17 protein-coding genes are annotated in these 21,118 nt (G+C 68.3%); 10 read left to right on the forward strand and 7 right to left on the reverse strand.

What is annotated here, in order from left to right; all coding sequences use genetic code 11:
• Positions 1-103 precede the first annotated feature (103 nt).
• From IEY89_RS08820 to IEY89_RS08845, 6 genes are all read right to left on the reverse strand, one after another.
• On the reverse strand, positions 104-913 hold the full coding sequence (locus tag IEY89_RS08820; RefSeq protein WP_189146729.1) for an SCO2400 family protein: 810 nt from the start codon (positions 911-913) through the stop codon (positions 104-106).
• 187 nt (positions 914-1,100) lie between these two features.
• A complete protein-coding gene (gene yjfF, locus IEY89_RS08825; protein WP_189146730.1) occupies positions 1,101-2,126 on the reverse strand; it encodes a galactofuranose ABC transporter, permease protein YjfF in 1,026 nt (341 codons plus the stop codon).
• Positions 2,126-3,241 (reverse strand): ABC transporter permease, encoded by a 1,116-nt coding sequence (locus IEY89_RS08830; RefSeq protein ID WP_189146731.1) that lies wholly within the window; start codon positions 3,239-3,241, stop codon positions 2,126-2,128. Before IEY89_RS08830 ends, yjfF begins: the two co-directional genes overlap by 1 nt.
• The gene (locus tag IEY89_RS08835; protein ID WP_189146732.1) at positions 3,238-4,776 is read right to left on the reverse strand and encodes a sugar ABC transporter ATP-binding protein; all 1,539 of its coding nucleotides are present in this window, start codon (positions 4,774-4,776) and stop codon (positions 3,238-3,240) included. The genes IEY89_RS08830 and IEY89_RS08835 overlap by 4 nt, the downstream gene beginning before the upstream one ends.
• Before the next feature lie 137 nt (positions 4,777-4,913).
• The gene (locus IEY89_RS08840; protein ID WP_189146733.1) at positions 4,914-5,918 is read right to left on the reverse strand and encodes an ABC transporter substrate-binding protein; all 1,005 of its coding nucleotides are present in this window, start codon (positions 5,916-5,918) and stop codon (positions 4,914-4,916) included.
• A 212-nt stretch (positions 5,919-6,130) separates the two neighbouring features.
• A complete protein-coding gene (locus IEY89_RS08845; RefSeq protein ID WP_189146931.1) occupies positions 6,131-7,147 on the reverse strand; it encodes a LacI family DNA-binding transcriptional regulator in 1,017 nt (338 codons plus the stop codon).
• A gap of 487 nt (positions 7,148-7,634) precedes the next feature.
• Between IEY89_RS08845 and IEY89_RS08850 the strand changes: the two genes are divergently transcribed.
• From IEY89_RS08850 to IEY89_RS08885, 8 genes are all read left to right on the forward strand, one after another.
• Positions 7,635-8,792: a mandelate racemase/muconate lactonizing enzyme family protein gene (locus IEY89_RS08850; protein ID WP_189146734.1), complete on the forward strand. Its 1,158-nt coding sequence runs from the start codon at positions 7,635-7,637 to the stop codon at positions 8,790-8,792.
• Entirely contained in the window at positions 8,789-9,802 is a 1,014-nt protein-coding gene (locus IEY89_RS08855; protein WP_189146735.1) for a zinc-dependent alcohol dehydrogenase, read from the forward strand. Before IEY89_RS08850 ends, IEY89_RS08855 begins: the two co-directional genes overlap by 4 nt.
• A gap of 157 nt (positions 9,803-9,959) precedes the next feature.
• The gene (locus tag IEY89_RS08860) at positions 9,960-10,928 is read left to right on the forward strand and encodes a hypothetical protein (protein WP_189146736.1); all 969 of its coding nucleotides are present in this window, start codon (positions 9,960-9,962) and stop codon (positions 10,926-10,928) included.
• 144 nt (positions 10,929-11,072) lie between these two features.
• Positions 11,073-12,185 carry a multiple monosaccharide ABC transporter substrate-binding protein gene (gene chvE / locus IEY89_RS08865; protein WP_373287209.1) on the forward strand — a complete coding sequence of 371 codons (1,113 nt, stop codon included), beginning with the start codon at positions 11,073-11,075 and terminating at the stop codon, positions 12,183-12,185.
• 32 nt (positions 12,186-12,217) lie between these two features.
• Positions 12,218-13,768, forward strand: a complete 1,551-nt coding sequence (mmsA, locus tag IEY89_RS08870) for a multiple monosaccharide ABC transporter ATP-binding protein (protein ID WP_189146738.1) — start codon at positions 12,218-12,220, stop codon at positions 13,766-13,768.
• Positions 13,765-15,009 (forward strand): multiple monosaccharide ABC transporter permease, encoded by a 1,245-nt coding sequence (gene mmsB, locus IEY89_RS08875; RefSeq protein ID WP_189146739.1) that lies wholly within the window; start codon positions 13,765-13,767, stop codon positions 15,007-15,009. The genes mmsA and mmsB overlap by 4 nt, the downstream gene beginning before the upstream one ends.
• Before the next feature lie 22 nt (positions 15,010-15,031).
• Positions 15,032-16,162 carry an aldose epimerase family protein gene (locus IEY89_RS08880; protein WP_189146740.1) on the forward strand — a complete coding sequence of 377 codons (1,131 nt, stop codon included), beginning with the start codon at positions 15,032-15,034 and terminating at the stop codon, positions 16,160-16,162.
• A 188-nt stretch (positions 16,163-16,350) separates the two neighbouring features.
• On the forward strand, positions 16,351-18,093 hold the full coding sequence (locus IEY89_RS08885) for an aminotransferase class I/II-fold pyridoxal phosphate-dependent enzyme (RefSeq protein ID WP_189146741.1): 1,743 nt from the start codon (positions 16,351-16,353) through the stop codon (positions 18,091-18,093).
• A gap of 40 nt (positions 18,094-18,133) precedes the next feature.
• Here the strand turns inward: IEY89_RS08885 and IEY89_RS40485 are convergent, their stop codons facing one another.
• Positions 18,134-18,466, reverse strand: a complete 333-nt coding sequence (locus tag IEY89_RS40485; RefSeq protein ID WP_229695107.1) for a PIN domain-containing protein — start codon at positions 18,464-18,466, stop codon at positions 18,134-18,136.
• A 733-nt stretch (positions 18,467-19,199) separates the two neighbouring features.
• Between IEY89_RS40485 and IEY89_RS08900 the strand changes: the two genes are divergently transcribed.
• Both IEY89_RS08900 and IEY89_RS08905 read left to right on the forward strand, forming a co-directional pair.
• On the forward strand, positions 19,200-20,108 hold the full coding sequence (locus IEY89_RS08900; RefSeq protein ID WP_189146742.1) for a hypothetical protein: 909 nt from the start codon (positions 19,200-19,202) through the stop codon (positions 20,106-20,108).
• Between the two features lie 75 nt (positions 20,109-20,183).
• On the forward strand, positions 20,184-21,107 hold the full coding sequence (locus IEY89_RS08905) for a hypothetical protein (RefSeq protein WP_189146743.1): 924 nt from the start codon (positions 20,184-20,186) through the stop codon (positions 21,105-21,107).
• Positions 21,108-21,118: the final 11 nt, after the last annotated feature.

Consider the following 21,118-nt stretch of genomic DNA (forward strand, 5'->3'; position numbering starts at 1 on the left):
CCGCCGGGTCAGCCGGTTGCCGCGACCTTGCCCCACAGGGCACAGCTGCGGGCGGAACTGATCGCTGACCAGGGGAAACGGCTGGTCCCAGGCGGGAGGAAACCTACGAGCACCACCAGAGGAACTGCTCGCACGTCTCCGAAGGTGACGGTTCCGGGGTCGGGTCCGCGGTGGTCGGGTCGGTGGACGGGGTCGTCGAGTCCGTCGGAGTCGTCGCGGACTCGCCCCTCGTCGGTGTCGGCGCCGAGCCGATCGGCGCCGACTGGGCGTCCTTGCTTCTGCTCGGCGAGACCGACGGCGACGGTGATCCCGAGCTCTCCGATGCCGACGGCGACGCCGATGAGGACGGGGACGAGTACCGGGACGCCGAGTCCGACGCGGTGTCGTCCGACGCGGCCGACTCCTCGGACACGGGCGCCTCCGTGGCGTCGGCCTCCGCCGACGCCACACCGTCCGACGTCTCGCCGTCCGCCGTCGCGGAGTTCGGGTTCGAGCCCGGCGCGTCCGTGCCCAGCTCGGTGAGGCTCAGCCCGCCCGCCGCGAGGACGAATCCCGCGACGACGAGCAGCGCCCGCTTCCGTCGCCGCCGGTGCGCCGCCGCCTTGCGGTCACGCCGGCTGCCGCTTGCCCGGTCGGCGGCCTCATCCTCACCCTCGTACTCGTCGGCGTCTTCCGCGGCCGGAACGGCAGCGGCGGCCTCGCGCCCGCGTCCACGACCCGCCTTACGGGCCGCCGCCCGCCCAGGACGGACTGCCTCGGCGACAGCAGCGGCGGAGCCGTCCGCGCCCGCGTCCGTTTCCGGGCGCGCGTCGGCTTCCTCCCCGTACAGAGGGAGGAGTGCTGTCGATGAGCCGCACCCCGGGCAGGCGAGTGCGCCGTTGAGGTGGCGTTGGCACTGGTCGCAGTAGTCCATGACGCGGGAAGAATAGGTTCCTCACGGGGAGCGTTCCTAGGGAGACCTGTGAATATTCCGTGCGGAACTTGCCTTTCGAGTTTGCCTACTTGAGGTCAAGGTTGATCATTCCATGCCATCTTCTGGCACGCCGGAGCGGTCCGTCGCACGGCGTACGCGCGACGGACCGCCCGCAGAGCACATCCGCTCAGGTTTTCTTACGCGCCGTCATGGCCCGCTGGATCAGGATGAACGCGCAGAGCAGCACACCGGTGGCGATCTTCGTCCACCAGGAGCTGAGCGTTCCCTCGAACTGGATGATGCTCTTGATGAGGCCCAGCACGAGGACACCGAACAGGGTGCCCACGACATAGCCCGAGCCGCCCGTCAGGAGCGTGCCGCCGATGACGACCGCGGCGATCGCGTCGAGTTCCATGCCGGTCGCGTGCAGCGGGTCGCCCGACTGGATGTACAGGGTGAACAGCAGGCCCGCCAGGGCGGAGCAGAAGCCGCTCACCGTGTACACGGCGATCTTGGTGCCGCCCTGCGGGAGGCCCATCAGCAGGGCGGACTGCTCGTTGCCACCGATGGCGTACACGCGGCGGCCGAAGCGAGTGTAGTGGAGAACGTAGAAGGCGATGGCCAGTACCACCAGCGCGATGATCGCGCCGATCGACAGGAAGCCCACCCCCAGTTGTGCCTGCGCCTGCGCCATGCTGCTCACCGAGGAGTCGTCGATGGCGATCGACTCCTTGCTGATGATCAGGCACAGGCCCCGGAAGAGGAACAGGCCGGCGAGGGTCACGATGAAGGGCTGGATCTCGAAGTTGTGGATCACATAGCCCATCAGGAAGCCGCCGAAGGCTCCCACGCCCAGCGCGATGGGGATGACGACCAGGATGGGCAGGCCCTGCTTCTCCACCAGCCATGCCGTGAGCATGGTCGTGAAGCCGATCACGGAGCCCACGGAGAGGTCGATGCCGCCCGAGAGGATGACGAAGGTGGCGCCCACCGCGGCGACCAGCAGGTAGCCGTTGTCGATGAACAGGTTGAGGAAGACCTGCGGTTCACCGAAACCGTAGTTCTGGTAGCGGCCGAGGCCCACGAGGTACATCACGAGGAAGAGCGTGGCGGTGACGACGACGGGCAGGCGCCGGTCGCCGAGCAACTGCGCGGCCCTGGACGGCGTACGACGGCTGTCGGGGGCCGTGGGGGTCTTGGTGGCCGTGCTCATCACGACACCTCCATCTTGGGGGCTGCCGCGGTGGTCGGGGCGGTGTCCGCCGGGGTGGCGGCCGAGGTGCCGCCGCCCTTCGCGCCGCTTCCCGCTCCGGAGCCGAACTTGTTGCCGAAGACCTTCGCGCGGAACTTCGGGGACTGCAGCAGGCAGACGACGATGACGACGGCGGCCTTGAAGACCAGGTTGGTCTGGGTCGGTACGCCGATGGTGTAGATCGTGGTCGTCAGGGTCTGGATGACGAGGGCGCCCACCACCGTGCCGCCGATGGAGAACCGGCCGCCCAGGAGTGACGTGCCGCCGATGACGACCGCCAGGATCGCGTCGAGCTCGATCCACAGGCCGGCGTTGTTGCCGTCCGCGGCCGAGGTGTTGGAGCTGATCATCAGGCCCGCGATGCCGGCGCACAGGGCGCAGAACACGTACACCATGATCTTGATGCGCATGGACCTGATGCCGACCAGGCGGCTGGCCTCGGCGTTGCCGCCGACCGACTCGACGAGGAGGCCGAGGGCGGTCCGGCGGGTCAGGGCCACGGTGACGGCGACGACCGCCGCGACCACGAAGATGGAGAAGGGCAGCGTCAGCCAGTAGCCGCCGCCGATCAGCTTGTACGGCTCGCTGTTGATCGTGATGATCTGGCCGTCGGTGATCAGCTGGGCCACGCCTCGGCCCGCGACCATGATGATGAGGGTCGCGATGATCGGCTGAATGCCCATCCGGGCGACCAGGAAGCCGTTCCACAGACCGCAGACGACCGCGGCCACCAGGCCGATGCCCAGGGCCAGGAAGACACCGGACAGGGAGTCCTGGTCGGCCTGGTCGCTGATGTACGAGCAGGTCAGGGCGCCGGTGATGGCGACCACGGCGCCGACCGAGAGGTCGATGCCGCCGGTCGCGATGACCAGGGTCATACCGACCGCCACCAGGATGAGCGGCGAGCCGAACAGCACGATCGAGACGAGGCTGCCGTAGAGGTGGCCGTCCGTCATCTTGATCGAGAAGAAGTCGGGGGTGAAGGGAACGTTGATCAGCAGCAGGACGACCAGCACGGCCACCGGCCAGAACAGGTGATGCTGGGTCAACGCCCGCCAACGGGGAGTGGTGGTCACTGGTGCTCTCCGCTCGCGATGGTCTCCAGGATCCGGGTGGGGGTGATCTCGGGCCCGTTGGCGATCCGGGCGACCAGTTTGCGGTCGCGCAGCACGCCGATGGTGTGGCTGAGCCGGAGCACCTCCTCCAGTTCGGCCGCGATGTACAGCACGGACATGCCTTCCTCGGAGAGCGAGACCACGAGCTTCTGGATCTCCGCCTTCGCGCCGACGTCGATGCCGCGCGTCGGTTCGTCCAGGATCAGCAGCTTCGGCTGGGTGATGAGCCAGCGGGCCAGCAGCACCTTCTGCTGGTTGCCGCCGCTGAGCTGGCCGACCCGGGCCTCCGGGTTGGCGGGGCGGATGTCCAGCGCCTTGATGTACTTGGCGACGAGTTCGTCGCGCTGGGCGGCCGGGATGGGCCGGGTCCAGCCGCGAGCCGCCTGGAGGGCGAGGATGATGTTCTCCCGCACCGTCAGGTCGGGGACCAGGCCCTCGGTCTTGCGGTTCTCGGAGCAGAACGCGACCCCGGCGCCGATGGCGTCGTTCGGGGCGCTCATCGAGACCTGCTTGCCGCCGATGGTGACCTTGCCGCTGTCGGGCTGGTCGGCGCCGAAGAGCAGCCGGGCGAGTTCGGTACGGCCGGAGCCGAGGAGGCCGGCCAGGCCCAGGACCTCGCCCTTCTTGATCTCCAGGTCGAAGGGGGCGACACCGCCCGTCCGGCCGAGGCCTTCCGCCTGGAGCAGCGTCTCGCCGACCTCGGCGTGCAGCTGGTGCTCGTGGAGCCCCTCCAGCTGGTCCATGGCCTTGCCGATCATGAGCTGGATCAGTCCGACCTGGTCGAGCTCGCTGACCAGGTGCTCGCCGACGAGGGTGCCGTTGCGCAGGACGGTCATACGGTCGCAGATCTCGTAGATCTGGTCGAGGAAGTGCGAGACGAACAGGATCGCGACGCCTTCGTCCCTGAGCCGGCGCATCAGGCGGAACAGTTCGAGGACCTCGTCGCGGTCGAGGCTGGAGGTCGGCTCGTCGAGGACCAGCACCTTGGTGCCGGCTCCGGCGCCGTCGCTGTCCCCGGTGCCCACCGACCGTACGATCGCGACCAGTTGCTGCACGGCCAGCGGGTACGAGGACAGGGGCGCGGTGACGTCGATGTCGAGGCCGAGCCGGTCGACCAGCTCCGCCGCGTCCTTGCGCATACGGCTCCACTGGATGCGGCCGTAGCGGGTGGGTTCACGTCCGATGAAGATGTTCTCCGCCACCGACAGGTTGGGGCAGAGGTTCACCTCCTGGTAGACGGTGCTGATGCCGGCCTGCTGTGCCTGGAACGGGCTGTCGATCCGCATGGACTGCCCGTCGAGGGCGATCGTGCCGCCGTCCAGCGGGTAGACGCCGGTCAGCACCTTGATGAGGGTGGACTTCCCGGCTCCGTTCTCGCCCATCAGGGCGTGGATCTCACCGGGGAAGAGCCGGAAGTCGACACCCGACAGAGCGCGTACCCCCGGAAACTCCTTGACTATGCCCGTCATTTCCAGGACGGGCCGCGGCTCTGCCATGGCAGATGCTCCTCTTGAATCTTGTTCAGGCCCACGGTTTCTTTGGTCGGGCCCGCGATGTCGTTCGGGCCCGCAGGGAGCCCCCTCGACCGTGGTGTGCGGTCGGGCGGAGGCTCCCTGCCGATGGGTGCGGTCGGTCAGTACTTGCGGGAGGGCAGGGCGGCCTTGGCCTGGTCCTGCATGAAGTCGCCCTCCTTGGTCTTGATCCAGCGCTCGACCGTCTCGCCGTTCTTGACCTTCTTGACGACCTCCATCAGCTGGGGGCCGAGCAGCGGGTTGCACTCGACGATGGCGTTGATCTTGCCCTCGGACATGGCGATGAAGCCGTCCTTCACGCCGTCGACCGTGACGATGAGGATGTCCTTGCCGGGCTTCTTGCCGGCCGCCTCGATGGCCTGGATGGCACCGATGCCCATGTCGTCGTTGTGCGCGAACAGCACGTCGATGTCCGGGTTGGACTGGAGGAAGGCGGCCATGACCTGCTTGCCGCCGGCGCGGGTGAAGTCGCCGGTCTGGCTGACGACGATCTTCCAGTCGTCCGCGTGGTCGGCGTCCATGACCTCCTTGAAGCCCTTGGCGCGCTCGATCGCGGGGGCGGCACCGGTGGTGCCCTCCAGCTGGGCGATCTTCACCGGGCCCTTGTGTCCGGCCTTCTCCAGGACCTTCTCCAGGATCTTGCCGGCGCGGCGGCCCTCGTCCGTGAAGTCGGAGCCGACCAGGGTGACGTACAGGGACTCGTCGGAGGTCTCGACGGAGCGGTCGGTGAGGACCACGGGGATCTTCTTGGCCTTGGCCTCCTTCAGCACCGCGTCCCAGCCGGTGACGACCACCGGGGAGAAGGCGATGACGTCCACGCCCTGGGTGATGTAGCTGCGGATCGCGGAGATCTGGTTCTCCTGCTTCTGCTGCGCGTCGGAGAACTTGAGGTTGTAACCGGCCTCCTTGGCGGCCTCCTTCACCGAGTCGGTGTTGGCGCTGCGCCAGCCGCTCTCCGAGCCGACCTGCGAGAAGCCGAGGACGATCTTGCCGTCGCCGCCACCGGAGCCGGTGGAGCCGCCCTCGTCCTTCTTGGCACAGGCGGCCAGGCCCGTCGCAGCCGCCACGCCGACCGCCGCAGTGAGGAAGTTCCTTCTGTTGAGCATGTGTCTTCTCCTTTGAAGAGCCGCCGGCCCGGTGATGGGCCCGCTGGTAACTCGTGGTGCTCGTTGGTACTCGTGGGGCTTGTTGTTGCTGGTGGTGCTTTTGTTCTCGTGGGGCTCGGTGCGACAGGTTGCGATATGTCCAACCTGTCGATCATTGTTCGAGATATCGGCCACGTTGATGGGGGGCGATCCTCGAACCGGTCAGTGCCCCCTCAGTCGGGAGCGGTCGCCGACTGAGGGGCGTACGGGAAAGTGCTGGCGCGGACGAGGAGTTGGGGTTCGATGGCGACCTGTGACGTCCCGGAGGGCGGCCGGCCCTCGATGAGGTCCAGCAGCAGGGCGATGCTCTGCTTGCCGACCGCCGAGAAGTCCTGCCGGACGGTGGTGAGCGGCGGAGCGAAGAACTCCGACTCCGGGATGTCGTCGAAGCCGACCACCGCGACGTCCTGGGGAGTGCGCACGCCCGCCTCCCGCAGCGCCCACAACACCCCGAGCGCCATCTGGTCGTTGGCGACGAAGACGGCGGTCAGGCCCCGGCCCACCCACCCGGCCAGCTCCTGGCCCGCACGATAGCCCGACAGCGGACTCCAGTCCCCCCGCAGCGGCGCCGGCGGTTCCACACCGGCCTCCTCCAGGGTCGTCCGCCAGCCGTCGGCCCGGTCCACCGCCTCCTGCCAGTTCTCGGGCCCGGCGAGATGCCAGACCGTGCGATGGCCCGTGGCCAGCAGATGGCCGGTGGCCAGCCGCGCACCCAGTCGCTGGTCCACGTTGACGCTGGGGATCTCCACGCCGGAGCCGGTGCCCACGGCCACCACCGGGAAGGGGTGGCGGAGTTCGGTGAGGGCCTCGACGGCCGATCGCTGCGGGGCGAGGGCGATCACCCCCTCCACCCCACCCTCACTGAGTCGGTGCATGGCCTCGGACAGTGTCTCGACCGTCAGTTCGCGCAGGCTGACCGTCGAGACGAGGTACCCCTCGGCGCGGGCCGCCTCCTCCAGCGCGAACAGCGTGCTGGCCGGCCCGTAGAGCGTGGTGTTGGAGGCGACAACCCCGAGGGACAGGGTGCGCCGGGTCGCCAGGGCCCGCGCGGAGGAGTTGCGGCGGTAGCCCATCTCCTCGATGGCCTGCAACACCCTGGCCCGGGTCTCGTCCCGCACATTGGGGTGGTCGCCCAGTACGCGGGACACGGTCTGGTGGGACACGCCGGCCTGGCGTGCCACGTCGGCCATGGTGGGCGGCCGGAGCTGCGAGTGGATCGGCGAGTGTGTCACGGCTGCACCTCCCTGGCGGTTGTCTGCGGATAAGTCCTGCGGCGTGGGCGGTCGCCTCCGTGCCGCCGGCCTCACTCCGCGTTTCCGGAAAGCCCCGAGGCGCCGGGCGGGAAGGCAAGGTGGGGCACTGCCGACATGACGCTCGTACCTCCCTGGATGCCGTTCGTAGACGACTGGTGAATGCGGAGGTCATTGTGAGCGCTAACAATCCACGGCGGTCAAGAGGGCTGCGTCAGGGAGGTCGTCACGGTTGGATAACGCGGCGGTCGACGGGCTGGAGGGGTGTCGGTGCGGCAATGTGGGAACGGATGCCGGCGGTCCAAAACGCGGAAAGGGTTGTTCGCTCGACCCATTGACACCCTGCCCGAAACGTCTTTAGTGTCGCGACAGCATTTCGAACAAGTGACGAAATCTCGAACAGGCCATACAGGACTTAGGGAGTACCGTGCGCATCACGGGAATCAGCACGCACGTGGTCGGGACGCCGTGGCGGAACCTGACCTACGTCCAGGTGCACACCGACGAGGGACTCACCGGCGTCGGCGAGACCCGCATGCTGGGCCACACCGACGCGCTGCTCGGCTATCTGCGCGAGGCCGAGGTCAACCACATTCTCGGGTCGGACCCGTTCGCTGTCGAGGACCTGACCCGCCGCATGAAGTACGGCGACTACGGGCGCGCCGGCGAGATCGTGATGTCCGGCATCGCCGTGATCGAGATGGCGTGCTGGGACATCAAGGGCAAGGCCCTCGGCGTGCCGGTGTGGCAGCTCCTCGGCGGCAAGGTCACCGACAAGGTGAAGGCGTACGCCAACGGCTGGTACACCACCGAGCGCACGCCGGAGGCGTACCACAAGGCGGCGAAGGGGGTCATGGAGCGCGGTTACAAGGCGCTCAAGATCGACCCCTTCGGGACCGGCCACTTCGAGCTGGACCACGAGCAGAGCCTGTACGCGGTCTCCCTGATCGAGGCCGTGCGGGACGCCATCGGACCGGACGCCGAGCTGATGCTGGAGATGCACGGCCGCTTCTCCCCCGCGACCGCCATCCGGCTCGCGAAGGAGCTCGCGCCCTTCAAGCCCGCATGGCTGGAGGAGCCCTGCCCGCCGGAGAACCTGAAGGCGCTGGAGAAGGTCGCCGCCAAGGTCGACATCCCGGTGGCCACGGGTGAGCGGATCCACGACCGGATCGAGTTCCGGGAGCTCTTCGAGAGCCAGGCCGTGGACATCATCCAGCCCGACGTCGGTCACATCGGCGGCATTTGGGAGACCCGGAAGCTGGCCGCGACCGCCGAGGCGCACTACGTGCTGGTCGCGCCGCACAACGTGGGCGGACCGGTCCTGACCGCCGCCTCCCTCCAGGTCGGGTTCAGCTCGCCCAACTTCAAGATCCTCGAACACTTCAACGACTTCGCCGACGCGGACATCAAGAAGGTCGTCTCGGGCGCTCCGGAGGTCGTGGACGGCTACTTCCACCTCTCCGACAAGCCCGGCCTCGGTGTCGAGCTGGACGTGGACGCGGCGGCGGAGTTCCCGCAGCAGCAGGCCCGCTTCGACCTCTGGGCCGAGGGCTGGGAGCAGCGCAAGCCCAAGGGGACCGAGTGAGCAGCGCCGTGGTGATCGAGGCCCCGGGTGAGCACCGTCTGGTGCCGCACGAGCCTCGTCAGCCGGAGGCGGGCGAGGCCCTCGTCCGGGTCCACGCCGTCGGCATCTGCGGCAGCGACCGCGAGGTCTACCAGGGCAACAGGCCCGAGGGGTACGTCCGTTACCCCCTCACGCCGGGTCACGAGTGGTCCGGCACGGTGACCGCGGTCGGGCCCGGGGTGCCTTCGACTCTCGTAGGCCGCAAGGTGGTTGGCGAGGGCTTCCGCAACTGCCAGGTGTGCGACCGCTGTCACGCCGGTGAGACCACGCTGTGCTCGGCCGGGTACGAGGAGACCGGGTTCACCGAGCCCGGCGCGATGGCCACCACGCTGACGCTGCCCGCCCGGCTGCTGCACGTACTGCCCGAGGACGCGGATCTCACGGCGGCCGCGCTGCTGGAGCCGGCCGCGTGCATCGCCGCCGCCGCGCTCAAGGCGAACGCCGTTCCGGGTGAGCGGGTCGCCGTCGTGGGCACCGGGACGCTCGGGATGTTCGCCGTTCAGTTCCTGAAGGCGGGCTCGCCGTCCGAGCTGCTCGTCGTGGGGACGCGTCCGGACCGGGCCGAGCTGTCGAAGAAGTTCGGCGCCACCGAGTTCCGTACGAAGGACGCGGTGGGCACAGGGCTCTCCGGCGACTTCGACGTCGTCATCGAGACCGCCGGGTCCGCGGACGCGGCGCGCACCGCCGCCGCCCTGCTGCGGCGGGGCGGCCGGCTGGTCCTGACGGGGATCCCGGCACCGGGTGCGGACGGGCTCGACCCGACGGATCTCGTCGTACGTCAGCTGGAGGTGCACACCGTTTTCGGTGCGGCGCCGGATGCCTGGGCGCACACCGTGCGGGTCTTCGGGGCCGGGCTCCTCGACCCGCTGCCGCTCGTCACGCACGAGCTGCCGCTGGAGGAGTTTCCGCAGGCCATCGAGTTGGTGGGGTCCGGCGATCCGAAGGTCGGGAAGGTCCTGCTGCGGCCATGACACACCCCTGAGCCGTACGCCGGTACGGAGTGTCCGACGACTGCGTACCGGCGTACATCCAACGTCTTGTGCATCCAGAGCCGCGAACCTTGTCCGAAACACCGAACCTGCCGGACCTCGCGAACCCGCCGGACCTGCCGATCCTGAAGGACAGATTGTGACCGACACCACCGCCTCCGCAGCCCGCCGCCCCGGAGAGCAGGCGCTCGCCGCACTCGGCCTGGGCGCGCCCGCCCTCGACCCCTCCGACGCCTCTCCGCACACCTTCCCCGGTGGGGGACGCTGGCGTACCGAGGTTCCCTCCGTGGAGGGGCCCGAGGCGCTCGGCGTGGTCCTCAAGGAGGCCTCGCGGCTCGATGTGCCGATCCACCGGGTCAGCCAGGGCAGCGGTGTCTGGATGCTGACCGACGCCGAGATCACCGAGATGGTGGAGGCGACGGCCGAGCGCGACATCGAGCTCTGCCTGTTCACCGGTCCGCGCGGCACCTGGGACATCGGCGGCTCCACCCGTACCGATTCCAAGGGCGGCGGACTGCGTGCCCGGGGCCATGACGCGGTCGCCGGATGCGTCGAGGACGCCGTCCGGGCAACGGAGTTGGGCGTCCAGTGCCTGCTCGTCGCCGACGAGGGCGTGCTGTGGGCCCTGCACCGGGCGCGGCTCGCCGGGATCATCCCGGCCGAGACGACGCTGAAGGTGTCGGCGCTGATCGGGCCGGTGAACCCGGCCGCGTACGCCGTGTACGAGAACCTCGGCGGCGACTCGATCAACGTGCCGAGCGATCTGACGCTCGATCACCTCACCGAGATCCGGCGGGTGTCGGCCGCTCCCATGGACATGTACATCGAGGCCCCCGACGATCTCGGCGGCTACATCCGGATGTACGAGGTCGCCGAGCTGATCCGGCGCGGCGCGCCGCTCTACCTGAAGTTCGGTCTCTCGAAGGCTCCCGGGATCTACCCCTACGGGAACCACATGCGTGATCTCACTTTGAACACGGCCAAGGAGAGAGTGCGGCGCGGCCGGCTCGCTCTGGACCTGCTCGCGCGGCACGGGGCGGACGGCGACATGGCGCCGCTCGGCTCGCGGCTGCCGGGCGATCTCAAGCGGTTCGAAACGCCTGCATAACGTTACGGACACCGCCCCTTCACAAAACACGACGCAGTCGAACAGACTCCGACACAACTCTCTAGGGTTCCCTCCTCGCACCGCCGAAAGGGCGCCCGAACCGCCAGACCGCCCCTGGCCTTCACGACATCAAGGATGATGATCATGCGTACTCGCAGAGCCGCACTCTCCGCCATAGCCACCTCGGCCGTTCTCGCCCTCTCCCTCTCCGCCTGTGGTCAGAGCAGCGAGGGTGGCAGCGAGACGAGCGGGGACAGCGCCAAGGGCGGCACCATCGGCATCGCGATGCCGACCAAGTCCTCTGAGCGCTGGATCGCCGACGGCGCCAACGTGGTCAAGGATTTGGAGTCGAAGGGTTACAAGACCACGCTGGTCTACGGCGAGGACGACCCCGACCAGCAGGTGTCGCAGATCGAGAACCTGATCACGCAGGGTGTGAAGGCGCTGATCGTCGCGGCCATCGACAACAAGTCGCTGAACAACGTGCTCCAGCAGGCCGCCGACGCCAAGATCCCGGTCATCTCCTACGACCGACTGATCCTCGGCACGAAGAACGTCGACTACTACGCGTCCTTCGACAACGAGAAGGTCGGCGAGCTCCAGGGCAACTACATCCTGGAGAAGCTCGGCCTGGCGGACGGCTCGAAGAAGGGCCCGTTCAACATCGAGCTGTTCGCCGGCTCGAACGACGACAACAACACGAAGTACTTCTTCGGCGGCGCGATGAAGGTCCTGCAGCCGTACATCGACAAGAACCAGCTCGTCGTCAAGTCCGGCCAGACCGCGCTGACCCAGGTCACCACGCTCCGCTGGGACGGCGGCACCGCGCAGAAGCGCATGGACGACATCCTGACCGCGGCCTACAAGACCGAGCGGGTCGACGCGGTGCTCTCGCCGTACGACGGCATCTCCATCGGCATCCTGTCCGCGCTGAAGTCCGACGACTACGGCTCCAAGAGCAAGCCGCTGCCGGTCGTCACCGGCCAGGACGCCGAGGTCGCCTCGGTGAAGTCGATCATCGCCGACGAGCAGTCGATGACCGTCTACAAGGACACCCGCGAACTCGCCAAGGTCGCCTCGAACATGGTGGACGCGGCGCTCACCGGCAAGACGCCGGAGACCAACGACACCAAGACGTACGACAACGGCGCGAAGGTCGTTCCCGCGTACCTGCTCACCCCGGTGAGTGTGGACAAGGCCAACTACCAGAAGGTCGTCGTCGACTCGGGTTACGTCAAGGAAAGCGACCTCAAGTAACCCCCGCACACCAGAGATTGGCAGGCACGACCATGGCGGGACCCGTCCTGGAAATGCGCTCGATCGTCAAGACCTTTCCCGGCGTCAAAGCGCTGTCGGACGTCACACTGACCGTCCGTCAGGGCGAGGTCCACGCCATCTGCGGGGAGAACGGCGCCGGCAAGTCGACCTTGATGAAGGTCCTCTCCGGCGTCCACCCGCACGGAACCTACGAGGGAGACATCCTCTTCGAGGGGGAGGTCGTCTCCTTCAAGGACATCAGGGCCAGCGAGCACCACGGCATCGTGATCATCCATCAGGAACTGGCCCTGGTGCCGTACATGTCCATCGCGGAGAACATCTTCCTCGGCAACGAGCACGCGACGCGCGGGTTCATCAGCTGGAACGACACGCTGAAGCACGCCGCCGAGCTCCTGCGGCGGGTCGGGCTCGACGAGAACCCGCAGACGCGGGTCGCCGACATCGGCGTGGGCAAGCAGCAGCTGGTCGAGATCGCCAAGGCGCTGTCGAAGAAGGTGAAGCTCCTCATCCTGGACGAGCCGACGGCCGCCCTGAACGACGAGGACAGCGGCAAGCTCCTGGATCTCATCCTGGGCCTGAAGGACCAGGGCATCACCTCGATCATCATCAGCCACAAGCTGAACGAGATCGAGACGGTCGCCGACTCGGTGACCATCCTGCGCGACGGCCAGACCATCGAGACGCTCGATGTGAAGGCCGCGGAGACCACCGAGGACCGGATCATCAGCGGCATGGTGGGCCGCGACCTGGAACACCGCTTCCCTGAGCGGACCCCGCACCAGCCGGAGGCGGGCGTCGCGCCCGCCCTGGAGATCCGCGGCTGGACCGTGCACCACCCGATCGACCAGCAGCGCAAGGTGGTCGACGACGTGTCGATCAACGTGCGGCGCGGGGAGATCGTCGGTATCGCGGGCCTCATGGGCGCCGGGCGCACCGAACTCGCGATGAGCGTCTTCGGACGCACCTACGGCCGGTACACGGACGGGGTGGTCCTCAAGGACGGCACGGAGATCCGTACGAAGACCGTCTCCGACGCGGTCAAGCACGGCATCGCCTATGTCACCGAGGACCGCAAGCACTACGGCCTCAACCTCATCGACACCATCAACCGCAACATCTCGCTCAGTGCCCTGAACAAGGTCACCAAGCGCGGTGTGGTCGACGAGCACGAGGAGCGGAAGGTCTCCGAGGGCTTCCGCAAGTCCATGAACATCAAGGCCCCGACCGTCTTCGAGCCGGTCGGCAAGCTGTCGGGCGGCAACCAGCAGAAGGTCGTCCTCAGCAAGTGGATCTTCACGGGTCCGGATGTGCTGATCCTGGACGAGCCGACCCGCGGGATCGACGTGGGCGCCAAGTTCGAGATCTACACGGTCATCGACAAGCTGGCGGCCGACGGCAAGGCGGTCGTCTTCATCTCCTCCGAGCTGCCGGAGCTGCTCGGAATGTGCGACCGCATCTACACGATGGCCGCGGGACGGCTGACCGGTGAGTTCTCGCGTGCCGAGGCCACGCAGGAATCGCTGATGCGTCAGATGACGAAGGACAAAGAGGTAAACCGATGAGCACGGATGTGACCGCCAAGACCCCGGCCCCCGCGCCGCCCGGCAAGAGCGGGACGGCGGCCGGCGGAGGCCTGCTCCAACTGGTGCTGGACGGCTTGCGCCGCAACATGCGGCAGTACGGCATGCTGATCGCCCTCGGCCTGATCGTGGCGCTGTTCGCGGTGTGGACCGACGGCGACCTGCTGCTGCCGCGCAACGTCTCCAACCTGGTGCTGCAGAACAGCTACATCCTGATCCTCGCGATCGGCATGATGCTGATCATCATCGCGGGCCACATCGACCTGTCCGTGGGCTCACTGACCGCGTTCATCGGCTCGATGGCCGCCGTCTTCATGGTCGACAACGACATAGCGTGGCCGCTGGCCGTCCTGCTGTGTCTGAGCGTGGGCGCCGCCGCGGGTGCCGCGCAAGGGTTCTTCATCTCGTATCTCGGTATTCCGTCGTTCATCGTGACCCTGGCGGGCATGCTCGTCTTCCGCGGTCTCACCGAGATCTTCCTGAAGGGCCAGACCCTCGGCCCGTTCCCCGAGGGCCTGCAGAAGGTCGCCAACGGCTTCCTCCCCGAGGTCGGCCCGGACACCAACTACCACAACCTCACGCTGTTGCTGGGCTTCGCCGTCCTCGCGTTCGTGGTGTTCCAGGAGGTCCGCGACCGGGGCCGGCAGCAGGAGTTCGCGCTCGACGTGCCGCCGATGAACCTGTTCGTCCTCAAGCTCGTCGCGATCTCCGCGGCCGTGCTCACCGTCACCATGCTGCTGGCCAGCTACAAGGGCGCCCCGATCGTCCTGCTGGTCCTCGGCGCGCTGGTCGTCGGCTTCGGCTACGTGATGCGCAACGCCATCATCGGCCGCCACGTCTACGCCATCGGCGGCAACCTGCCCGCGGCCAAGCTGTCGGGTGTGAAGGACAAGAAGGTCGTCTTCCTGCTCTTCGTGAACATGGGCATGCTGGCCGCCCTGGCCGGTCTGGTCTTCGCCGCCCGCTTCAACGCGGCCTCGCCCAAGGCGGGGCTCAACTTCGAACTGGAGGCGATCGCCGCCGCGTACATCGGCGGCGCGTCGATGAGCGGCGGTGTGGGCACCGTCCTCGGCGCGATCATCGGTGGCGTGGTCCTGGGTGTCCTGAACAACGGTATGAACCTCGTCGGCATCGGCACCGACTGGCAGCAGGTCATCAAGGGCCTGGTCCTGCTGGCGGCGGTCGGGTTCGACGTGTGGAACAAGCGCAAGGTCGGTTCGTAGGCACGTAGTTCGTCGTCAGGTCATGTCGTGGGTCCCGCGGGCAACCGGCCAACCGGTGCGCGGGACCCTTCGGCTTGTGTCCGTCGTTATGGGAGGCAGGAACCCCGTGAAGGAACTCTTCGGCAAACTCGCCGACGGTACGGAGATCCACCGCTGGTCGCTGGAGAACGGCGGCACCCGGCTGAAGGTCCTGTCGTACGGCGGGATCGTGCAGTCCCTGGAGATCCCGGACGGCGAGGGCAGGTACGCCAACGTCTGCCTGGGCTTCGACACCATCGAGGACTACGTCACCGCCAGCCCCTACTTCGGCGCCCTGGTCGGCCGGTACGGCAACCGCATCGGCAAGGGCCGGTTCACGCTGGACGGCACGGCGTACCAACTGTCCGTCAACGACGGCGAGAACAGCCTGCACGGCGGCAGCGAAGGCTTCGACAAGGCCGTCTGGGAGGTCGAGCCGTTCACGCAGGGCCCGGACATCGGCCTGGTCCTCCAACACACCAGCGCCGACGGTGAGATGGGCTTCCCCGGCACACTGCGGACGAAGGTCACCTATACCCTCACCGAGCACGGCGACTGGCGCGTCGACTACGAGGCCACCACCGACAAGGTCACCGTCGTCAACCTCACCAGCCACGTCTACTGGAACCTCGCCGGCGAGAGCAGTGGCTCGGTCAACGGCCACGAGCTGGAGATCGCCGCCGCCCGCTACACCCCCGTCGACTCCGGCCTCATCCCCACCGGCGAGCTTGCCGACGTCGCGGGTACCCCCTTCGACTTCCGGGCGGCCAAGGCGGTCGGCGCGGATCTCCGGGTCGCCCACCAACAGCTGCTGTACGCCAAGGGCTTCGACCACAACTGGGTGCTCGACAAGGGCGTCACGGCCGAGCCCCAGCACGTCGCCACCCTCAAGGACCCTTCGTCCGGCCGCACGTTGAGGATCGCGACCACCGAACCGGGCCTGCAGTTCTACTCGGGCAACTTCCTCGACGGCACCCTCGTCGGCACCGGCGGTGCCGTCCACCGCCAGGGCGACGCGCTGTGCCTGGAGACCCAGCACCACCCGGACTCACCGAACCGGCCGGACTTCCCGTCCACGGTGCTGCGTCCGGGCCGGACCTATCGCACGACGACGATCCACTCGTTCGACGCGTGACCGCTGTTACCCAGAGTCACATCAGTGATCGGTTTCACAGGAGCTTCACAATTTTCCCTCGAAACCACAGCGGTTGAACAGCGACCCACAGCCATCCGTATTCAGGAGCGGCCCGTGCTCCCCCGCGCGGGCCACCCAGAGTCGGAGGACCCGTCCTCCCCAACGGGTCCGCCACATACGGAGGTTCCATGGCCGACAACGTCACCTCGCTCTTTCGCAGCACGGCGGCGCACAGCCCCTCGATGGCTGCGCTCGCGCGAGAGAGCGACGGGACCGGCCCGGTCGACTTCTGTATCCCGTGCAACCCGTACTTCCCCACCCCCGCCATGATGGACACCATGGCGGCGCGGCTGCGCGACATCATCACGTACTACCCGAGCAGCGCCGACACCATCACCGCCGAGCTGTGCAATCTGCTCCAACTGCCCCCGCAGGCCGTGGCGATGGGCAACGGCTCGACCGAACTGATCACGTGGATCGACCACTTGCTGGTCCGCGAATCCCTCGCCGTCCCCGTCCCCACCTTCGGCCGCTGGACCGACCAGCCCATGGAGACCGGCAAGCGGGTCGACATGTTCCCGCTCCAGGAGTCCAGCGGCTTCAACCTCGACCTCGCCCAGTACGCCGAGTTCATCCGGGCGCGCGGCACCCGTGTCGCCGTCATCTGCAACCCGAACAACCCCGACGGCGGCTTCCTGCACAAGCACGCGCTCGTGCAGTTCATGGACGCGATGGCCGACCTCGACCTGATCATCATCGACGAGTCGTTCCTGGAGTTCGCCGACGCCGAGGCGGAACCGAGCGTCGTGCAGGAGGCGATGATCCGCCCCAACGTCATCGTCCTGCGCAGCCTCGGCAAGAACTTCGGTCTGCACGGCATCCGCTTCGGCTACATGGTCGCCAACCCGTCGCTCGCGGGCCGCGTCCGCTCGATGCTGCCGAAGTGGAACCTCAACGCCTTCGCCGAGTACGTGGTGTTCATGCTCAAGGAGCACGGCCAGGAGTACATGCAGAGCCTCCACCAGGTGCGCCGCGACCGCCTCGACATGGCGAGCCAGCTCTCCTCCCTGCCCGGCCTGACGGTCTACCCGTCGCAGGGCAACTTCCTCTTCGTGCGCCTCCCCGTCGGCGCCGAGGGCACCGTGGTCCGGGACCGGATGCTCACCGAGCATCGCATCCTGGTCCGTGAGTGCGGCAACAAGATCGGCTCGTCCAGTCGCTTCCTGCGCCTCGTGGTGCGCCCCCAGGTGGACGTGCGTCGCCTGGTGTCCGGCCTGGAACAGGTGCTCTACGGGACCAGGAGGGGAGCCGCCGTACCCGAGCTGGGTACAGGGACCAACTACAGCTCGGGTACGGCGGCGGTGGACCGGCTGGTCAGTGCCACCAACGGGGGCGGTATGCCGGGCCTTGCCGCTCAGGCCCTCGGTACCGGTATGCCGGGGCTGGCAGCAGCCGCGGCAGCCGGTACCGGCATGCCGACGCCGATGCAGGCACCGATGCAGGCCCCCGTGCCGATGCAGATGCCCGCCGCCATGCAGTCCGGCGGCGCCGGGATGCAGATGCCGGCCGCGATGACCGCGCAGAGCTACGGTGGCGCCGGGCAGAGCTACGGTGGCGCGGGTCAGAGCTACGGCGGTATGCAGATGCAGCAGCAGCCCATGCAGCAGCAGCCTCAGCAGGTCCCGCAGCCCCAGATCCCCCAGCCACAGATGCAGCAGCCCCCGATCCCCCAGCAGCCGCAGCCCCAGTCGATGGGCCGGCAGCCGATGAACCAGCAGCAGCCCACCCCCTCCGGTGTCCCGGCCCGCAACGGCCTCACGGCCGCCCAGGTCCGCGGCACCACCGGCCCGGGCCTGGCCCCGGCCCCGGCGACGGGCTGGCCCGCCGCCCAGAGCTGGCCGAACGCGGCGGGCATGGGACAGGCGGGCTGATCACTCGCATCGGCCACCGGTCCCCGGGGATCCCAGACGGTCAACGGTCGGCGGCGCCCGGGGGGACTACCCATTGGGTGGGCTGTCCGGTGATGCTGCCGATCATGTCGAAGTCGCCGTCGTAGTGGAGGACGGTCAGCCGGTGCGGTTCAGCGGTGGCGGCGATGAGCAGACCGGGGAGGGACGGAGCGCGATGGAAGCCCGCGTGGGCGTGCCCGTTGCTGTACCGCGCGCCGATGCCCGCCTGACTCCGGATCTTCTCCAGTTCGGCGAGGGTGACACGGATCCGCGTGGACAGGGTGAGGGCCACGCCTTCGTCCTTCTCGCGGGACCGCGTGAGGTCACTGTCCGGGTCGCCGACGAGGAAACGCACACGGCACCGCCAGCCGCCTTCCGGCGCAGCGCCGTGCCAAACCGGGCCTGTTCCAGCCAGAGAAAGTAGTTCGTGTACCCGGCGAACGGCAGCGGAGTCGAGGGGCGACGCGAGAACGGCAGCGGGGGCGCCGGGCACGTGCAAGCCGTCGCCGGCAGGGAGTCCGTCCGGCACCAGCCGCGTACCGCACGTACGTCGAACACGCCGAAGCGTGCCCGAACTGCGTGGACGGCGTCTGCCCCGAGGCAAGGCACCTGTGGCGCGTGGTCAAGGGACGCGAGGAGCCCAAGGGGTAGCACCCTCAACGACAGGACGCCCGGCCGGTGTCCCCCTGGCCGGGCCTCGTCGTGTGCACGACGAACGCGCGGCGCCGGTCAAGGCCCACATCAAGATCGCGACCTAGATCACCGACTGGTACAACCCACACCGCAGACACTCGGCCTGTCTGCCCCCAACTCGCCCTCTCCCCCACCACTTGGGCCGGCTTCGTCGCGTACGCCGTCAGGGTCTGAGATCGCCTCGTCAGCGGCGTCTCACCCGAGCCCTGACGAAGCAGCCCCGTGCAGGGGCTGGGCGGGCCGGAGTTCAGCTGCGGGCACCGGGCCGGTGCACTCCGCCCAGGGGCCGCCGGGACCCGGGTTGCCATCCTTGTGACCACCCGGAACCCACCGAATCGAACGCAAACCGGGTCCGATGCGTCACAGTCCCGACAGCATCAGCTCCGGGGGGACCCATGCGTACGCACACCACCCGCACCACGACCCGACTCACCCTCGCTCTCGCCCTCACCACCACCCTGTTCGCCGCCGGTTGCGGCAGCGAGAAGGTGGAGGGCAGCACCGTCCCGAAGCCCACCGCGTCCAAGGACAGCCCCGCACCGTCGAACAGCCGCGCCCAGCAGGTCGCCGACGCCTGGGACGGTTCGAAGGCCGCCGAGGCGTATCGCAGCGGCTACTACCCCCTGGGCGACTCGACCCCGCCGCCCAGCGACGGTTTCCACAGCGACGACGACAAGATTGCCCACATGCTGGAGAACTACCTACTCCGCGGCGAACTCCCCACCACAGCGCCCAAGGAGGGGAAGGTGAAGTGGGCGGGTGGAGAATCGCTCACCCTGCCCCTGCGGGACGCGCGGCAGACGTACACCGCCATGGACCGTGTCGACAGCCCCACGGATCCTCAACTCACCGTGACCAGCGCCAAGTTGGGTGAGATGTCGATCGTCACCAGTCGCGGCCCGGCGACCGTGCCGGCCTGGCTGTTCACGTTGGAGGGGTACGACGAGCCGCTCAGGCGCGTCGCCCTCGAACCGTCGAAGCTCCCGAAGCCTCCGATCGAGAGGGCCTCGGGGGGCCGGACGACGCGCGACGGCCTTGAAGAACTGGGCCAGTTGGTCGAGGTGTCCGAGGACGGCCGTTCCGTCACCGTCGTGGCGTACCACGGGTCCTGCGACGACGGCCCCGCCGTGGACGCGCTGGAGACCGACGGCAGCGTGGTGCTGTCGGCGTCGATCGTCGGGGGCAACACGGGCAAGATCTGCACCATGGAACTGCGCGGCGAGAAGGTGACCGTCAAACTGGACCGCCCCCTGGGTGACCGCGTCCTCCTGGACGCGTTCATGGGCCGACCGCTGCCGAACTGACAGGGTGGGGTGGGGCCGAACGTAAACCGGGTCCGATGCGTCACAGTCACAACAGCATCAGCCCCGGGGGGACCCATGCACACGAACACCACCCGCACCACGACCCGACTCGCCCTCGTCCTCACCACCGCCCTGTTCGCGGCCGGTTGCGGCAGCGAGAAGGCCGGGGGCATCGGCATCACACACCCCCGCGACCAGGACACCTTGTCGCCGTCGGCGGTCCGCGCCAAGCAGGTCGCCGACGCCTGGGACGGTTCCGAGGCCGCCGAGGCTTGGCGCAAGGGCTACTTCCCCATGGGCGAGGCCTCCCAGCCGCCGGGCGGTGGCTTCCACAGCGAGGACGACAAGACGGCCTACACGACGCAGAGCTACGTACTGCGCGGCGAACTCCCCACCACCGCCCCCGAGGAGGGGACGGCGAAGTGGGAGGGCGGAGGCTCGCTCACCCGCCCCCTGATGGACGCGCGACAGGCTTACACCGCCCTGGACCACTTCGAGAGCTCCGATGTCCCCCACCTCACCGTCACCGAAGCCACGTTGGGCGAGATGACGATCGCGACGAGCCGAGGCCCTGCGACCGTACCGGCCTGGCTGTTCACGCTGGACGGATATGACGAGCCGCTCAAGCGTGTTGCCCTGCGCCCGTCGAAGCTCCCGAAGTCTCCGATCGGGGAGGCCGGGGAGTCACCCACCGAACTGACGCAGATCTCGCAACTGGTGGAGGTGTCCGGGGACGGACGGACCGTCACCGTGCTGGCCGACCACGGCGCCTGCGAAGACGGCCCTCGCGTGAAGGCATGGGAAACGAACGGCAGTGTGGTGCTCTCGGCGACCGTCGCCCATGTGGAGCAGGATCTGCCCTGCATCGCCTCCATGGCGAGCAAGAAGGTGGCGGTCGAACTGGAGCAGCCGCTGGGCGACCGGGTCCTGCTGAACGCCTTCATGGGACGGCCGGTGCCGTACGGCGAGTGGGAGTGGGGCTCACCCAGCTGGAGCTGATCAATCAACTC

This window comes from Streptomyces lacrimifluminis (assembly GCF_014646095.1).
Lineage (GTDB): Bacteria > Actinomycetota > Actinomycetes > Streptomycetales > Streptomycetaceae > Streptomyces > Streptomyces lacrimifluminis.

Coding starts and splice junctions, on each gene's coding strand:
- IEY89_RS08820 (WP_189146729.1), bottom strand. CDS start 913: ATGGACTACTGCGACCAGTGCCAACGCCACCTCAACGGCGCACTCGCC.
- yjfF (WP_189146730.1), bottom strand. CDS start 2,126: ATGAGCACGGCCACCAAGACCCCCACGGCCCCCGACAGCCGTCGTACG.
- IEY89_RS08835 (WP_189146732.1), bottom strand. CDS start 4,776: ATGGCAGAGCCGCGGCCCGTCCTGGAAATGACGGGCATAGTCAAGGAG.
- IEY89_RS08840 (WP_189146733.1), bottom strand. CDS start 5,918: ATGCTCAACAGAAGGAACTTCCTCACTGCGGCGGTCGGCGTGGCGGCT.
- IEY89_RS08845 (WP_189146931.1), bottom strand. CDS start 7,147: ATGGCCGACGTGGCACGCCAGGCCGGCGTGTCCCACCAGACCGTGTCC.
- chvE (WP_373287209.1), top strand. CDS start 11,073: ATGCGTACTCGCAGAGCCGCACTCTCCGCCATAGCCACCTCGGCCGTT.
- mmsA (WP_189146738.1), top strand. CDS start 12,218: ATGGCGGGACCCGTCCTGGAAATGCGCTCGATCGTCAAGACCTTTCCC.
- mmsB (WP_189146739.1), top strand. CDS start 13,765: ATGAGCACGGATGTGACCGCCAAGACCCCGGCCCCCGCGCCGCCCGGC.
- IEY89_RS08880 (WP_189146740.1), top strand. CDS start 15,032: ATGTCGTGGGTCCCGCGGGCAACCGGCCAACCGGTGCGCGGGACCCTT.
- IEY89_RS08885 (WP_189146741.1), top strand. CDS start 16,351: ATGGCCGACAACGTCACCTCGCTCTTTCGCAGCACGGCGGCGCACAGC.
- IEY89_RS08900 (WP_189146742.1), top strand. CDS start 19,200: ATGCGTACGCACACCACCCGCACCACGACCCGACTCACCCTCGCTCTC.
- IEY89_RS08905 (WP_189146743.1), top strand. CDS start 20,184: ATGCACACGAACACCACCCGCACCACGACCCGACTCGCCCTCGTCCTC.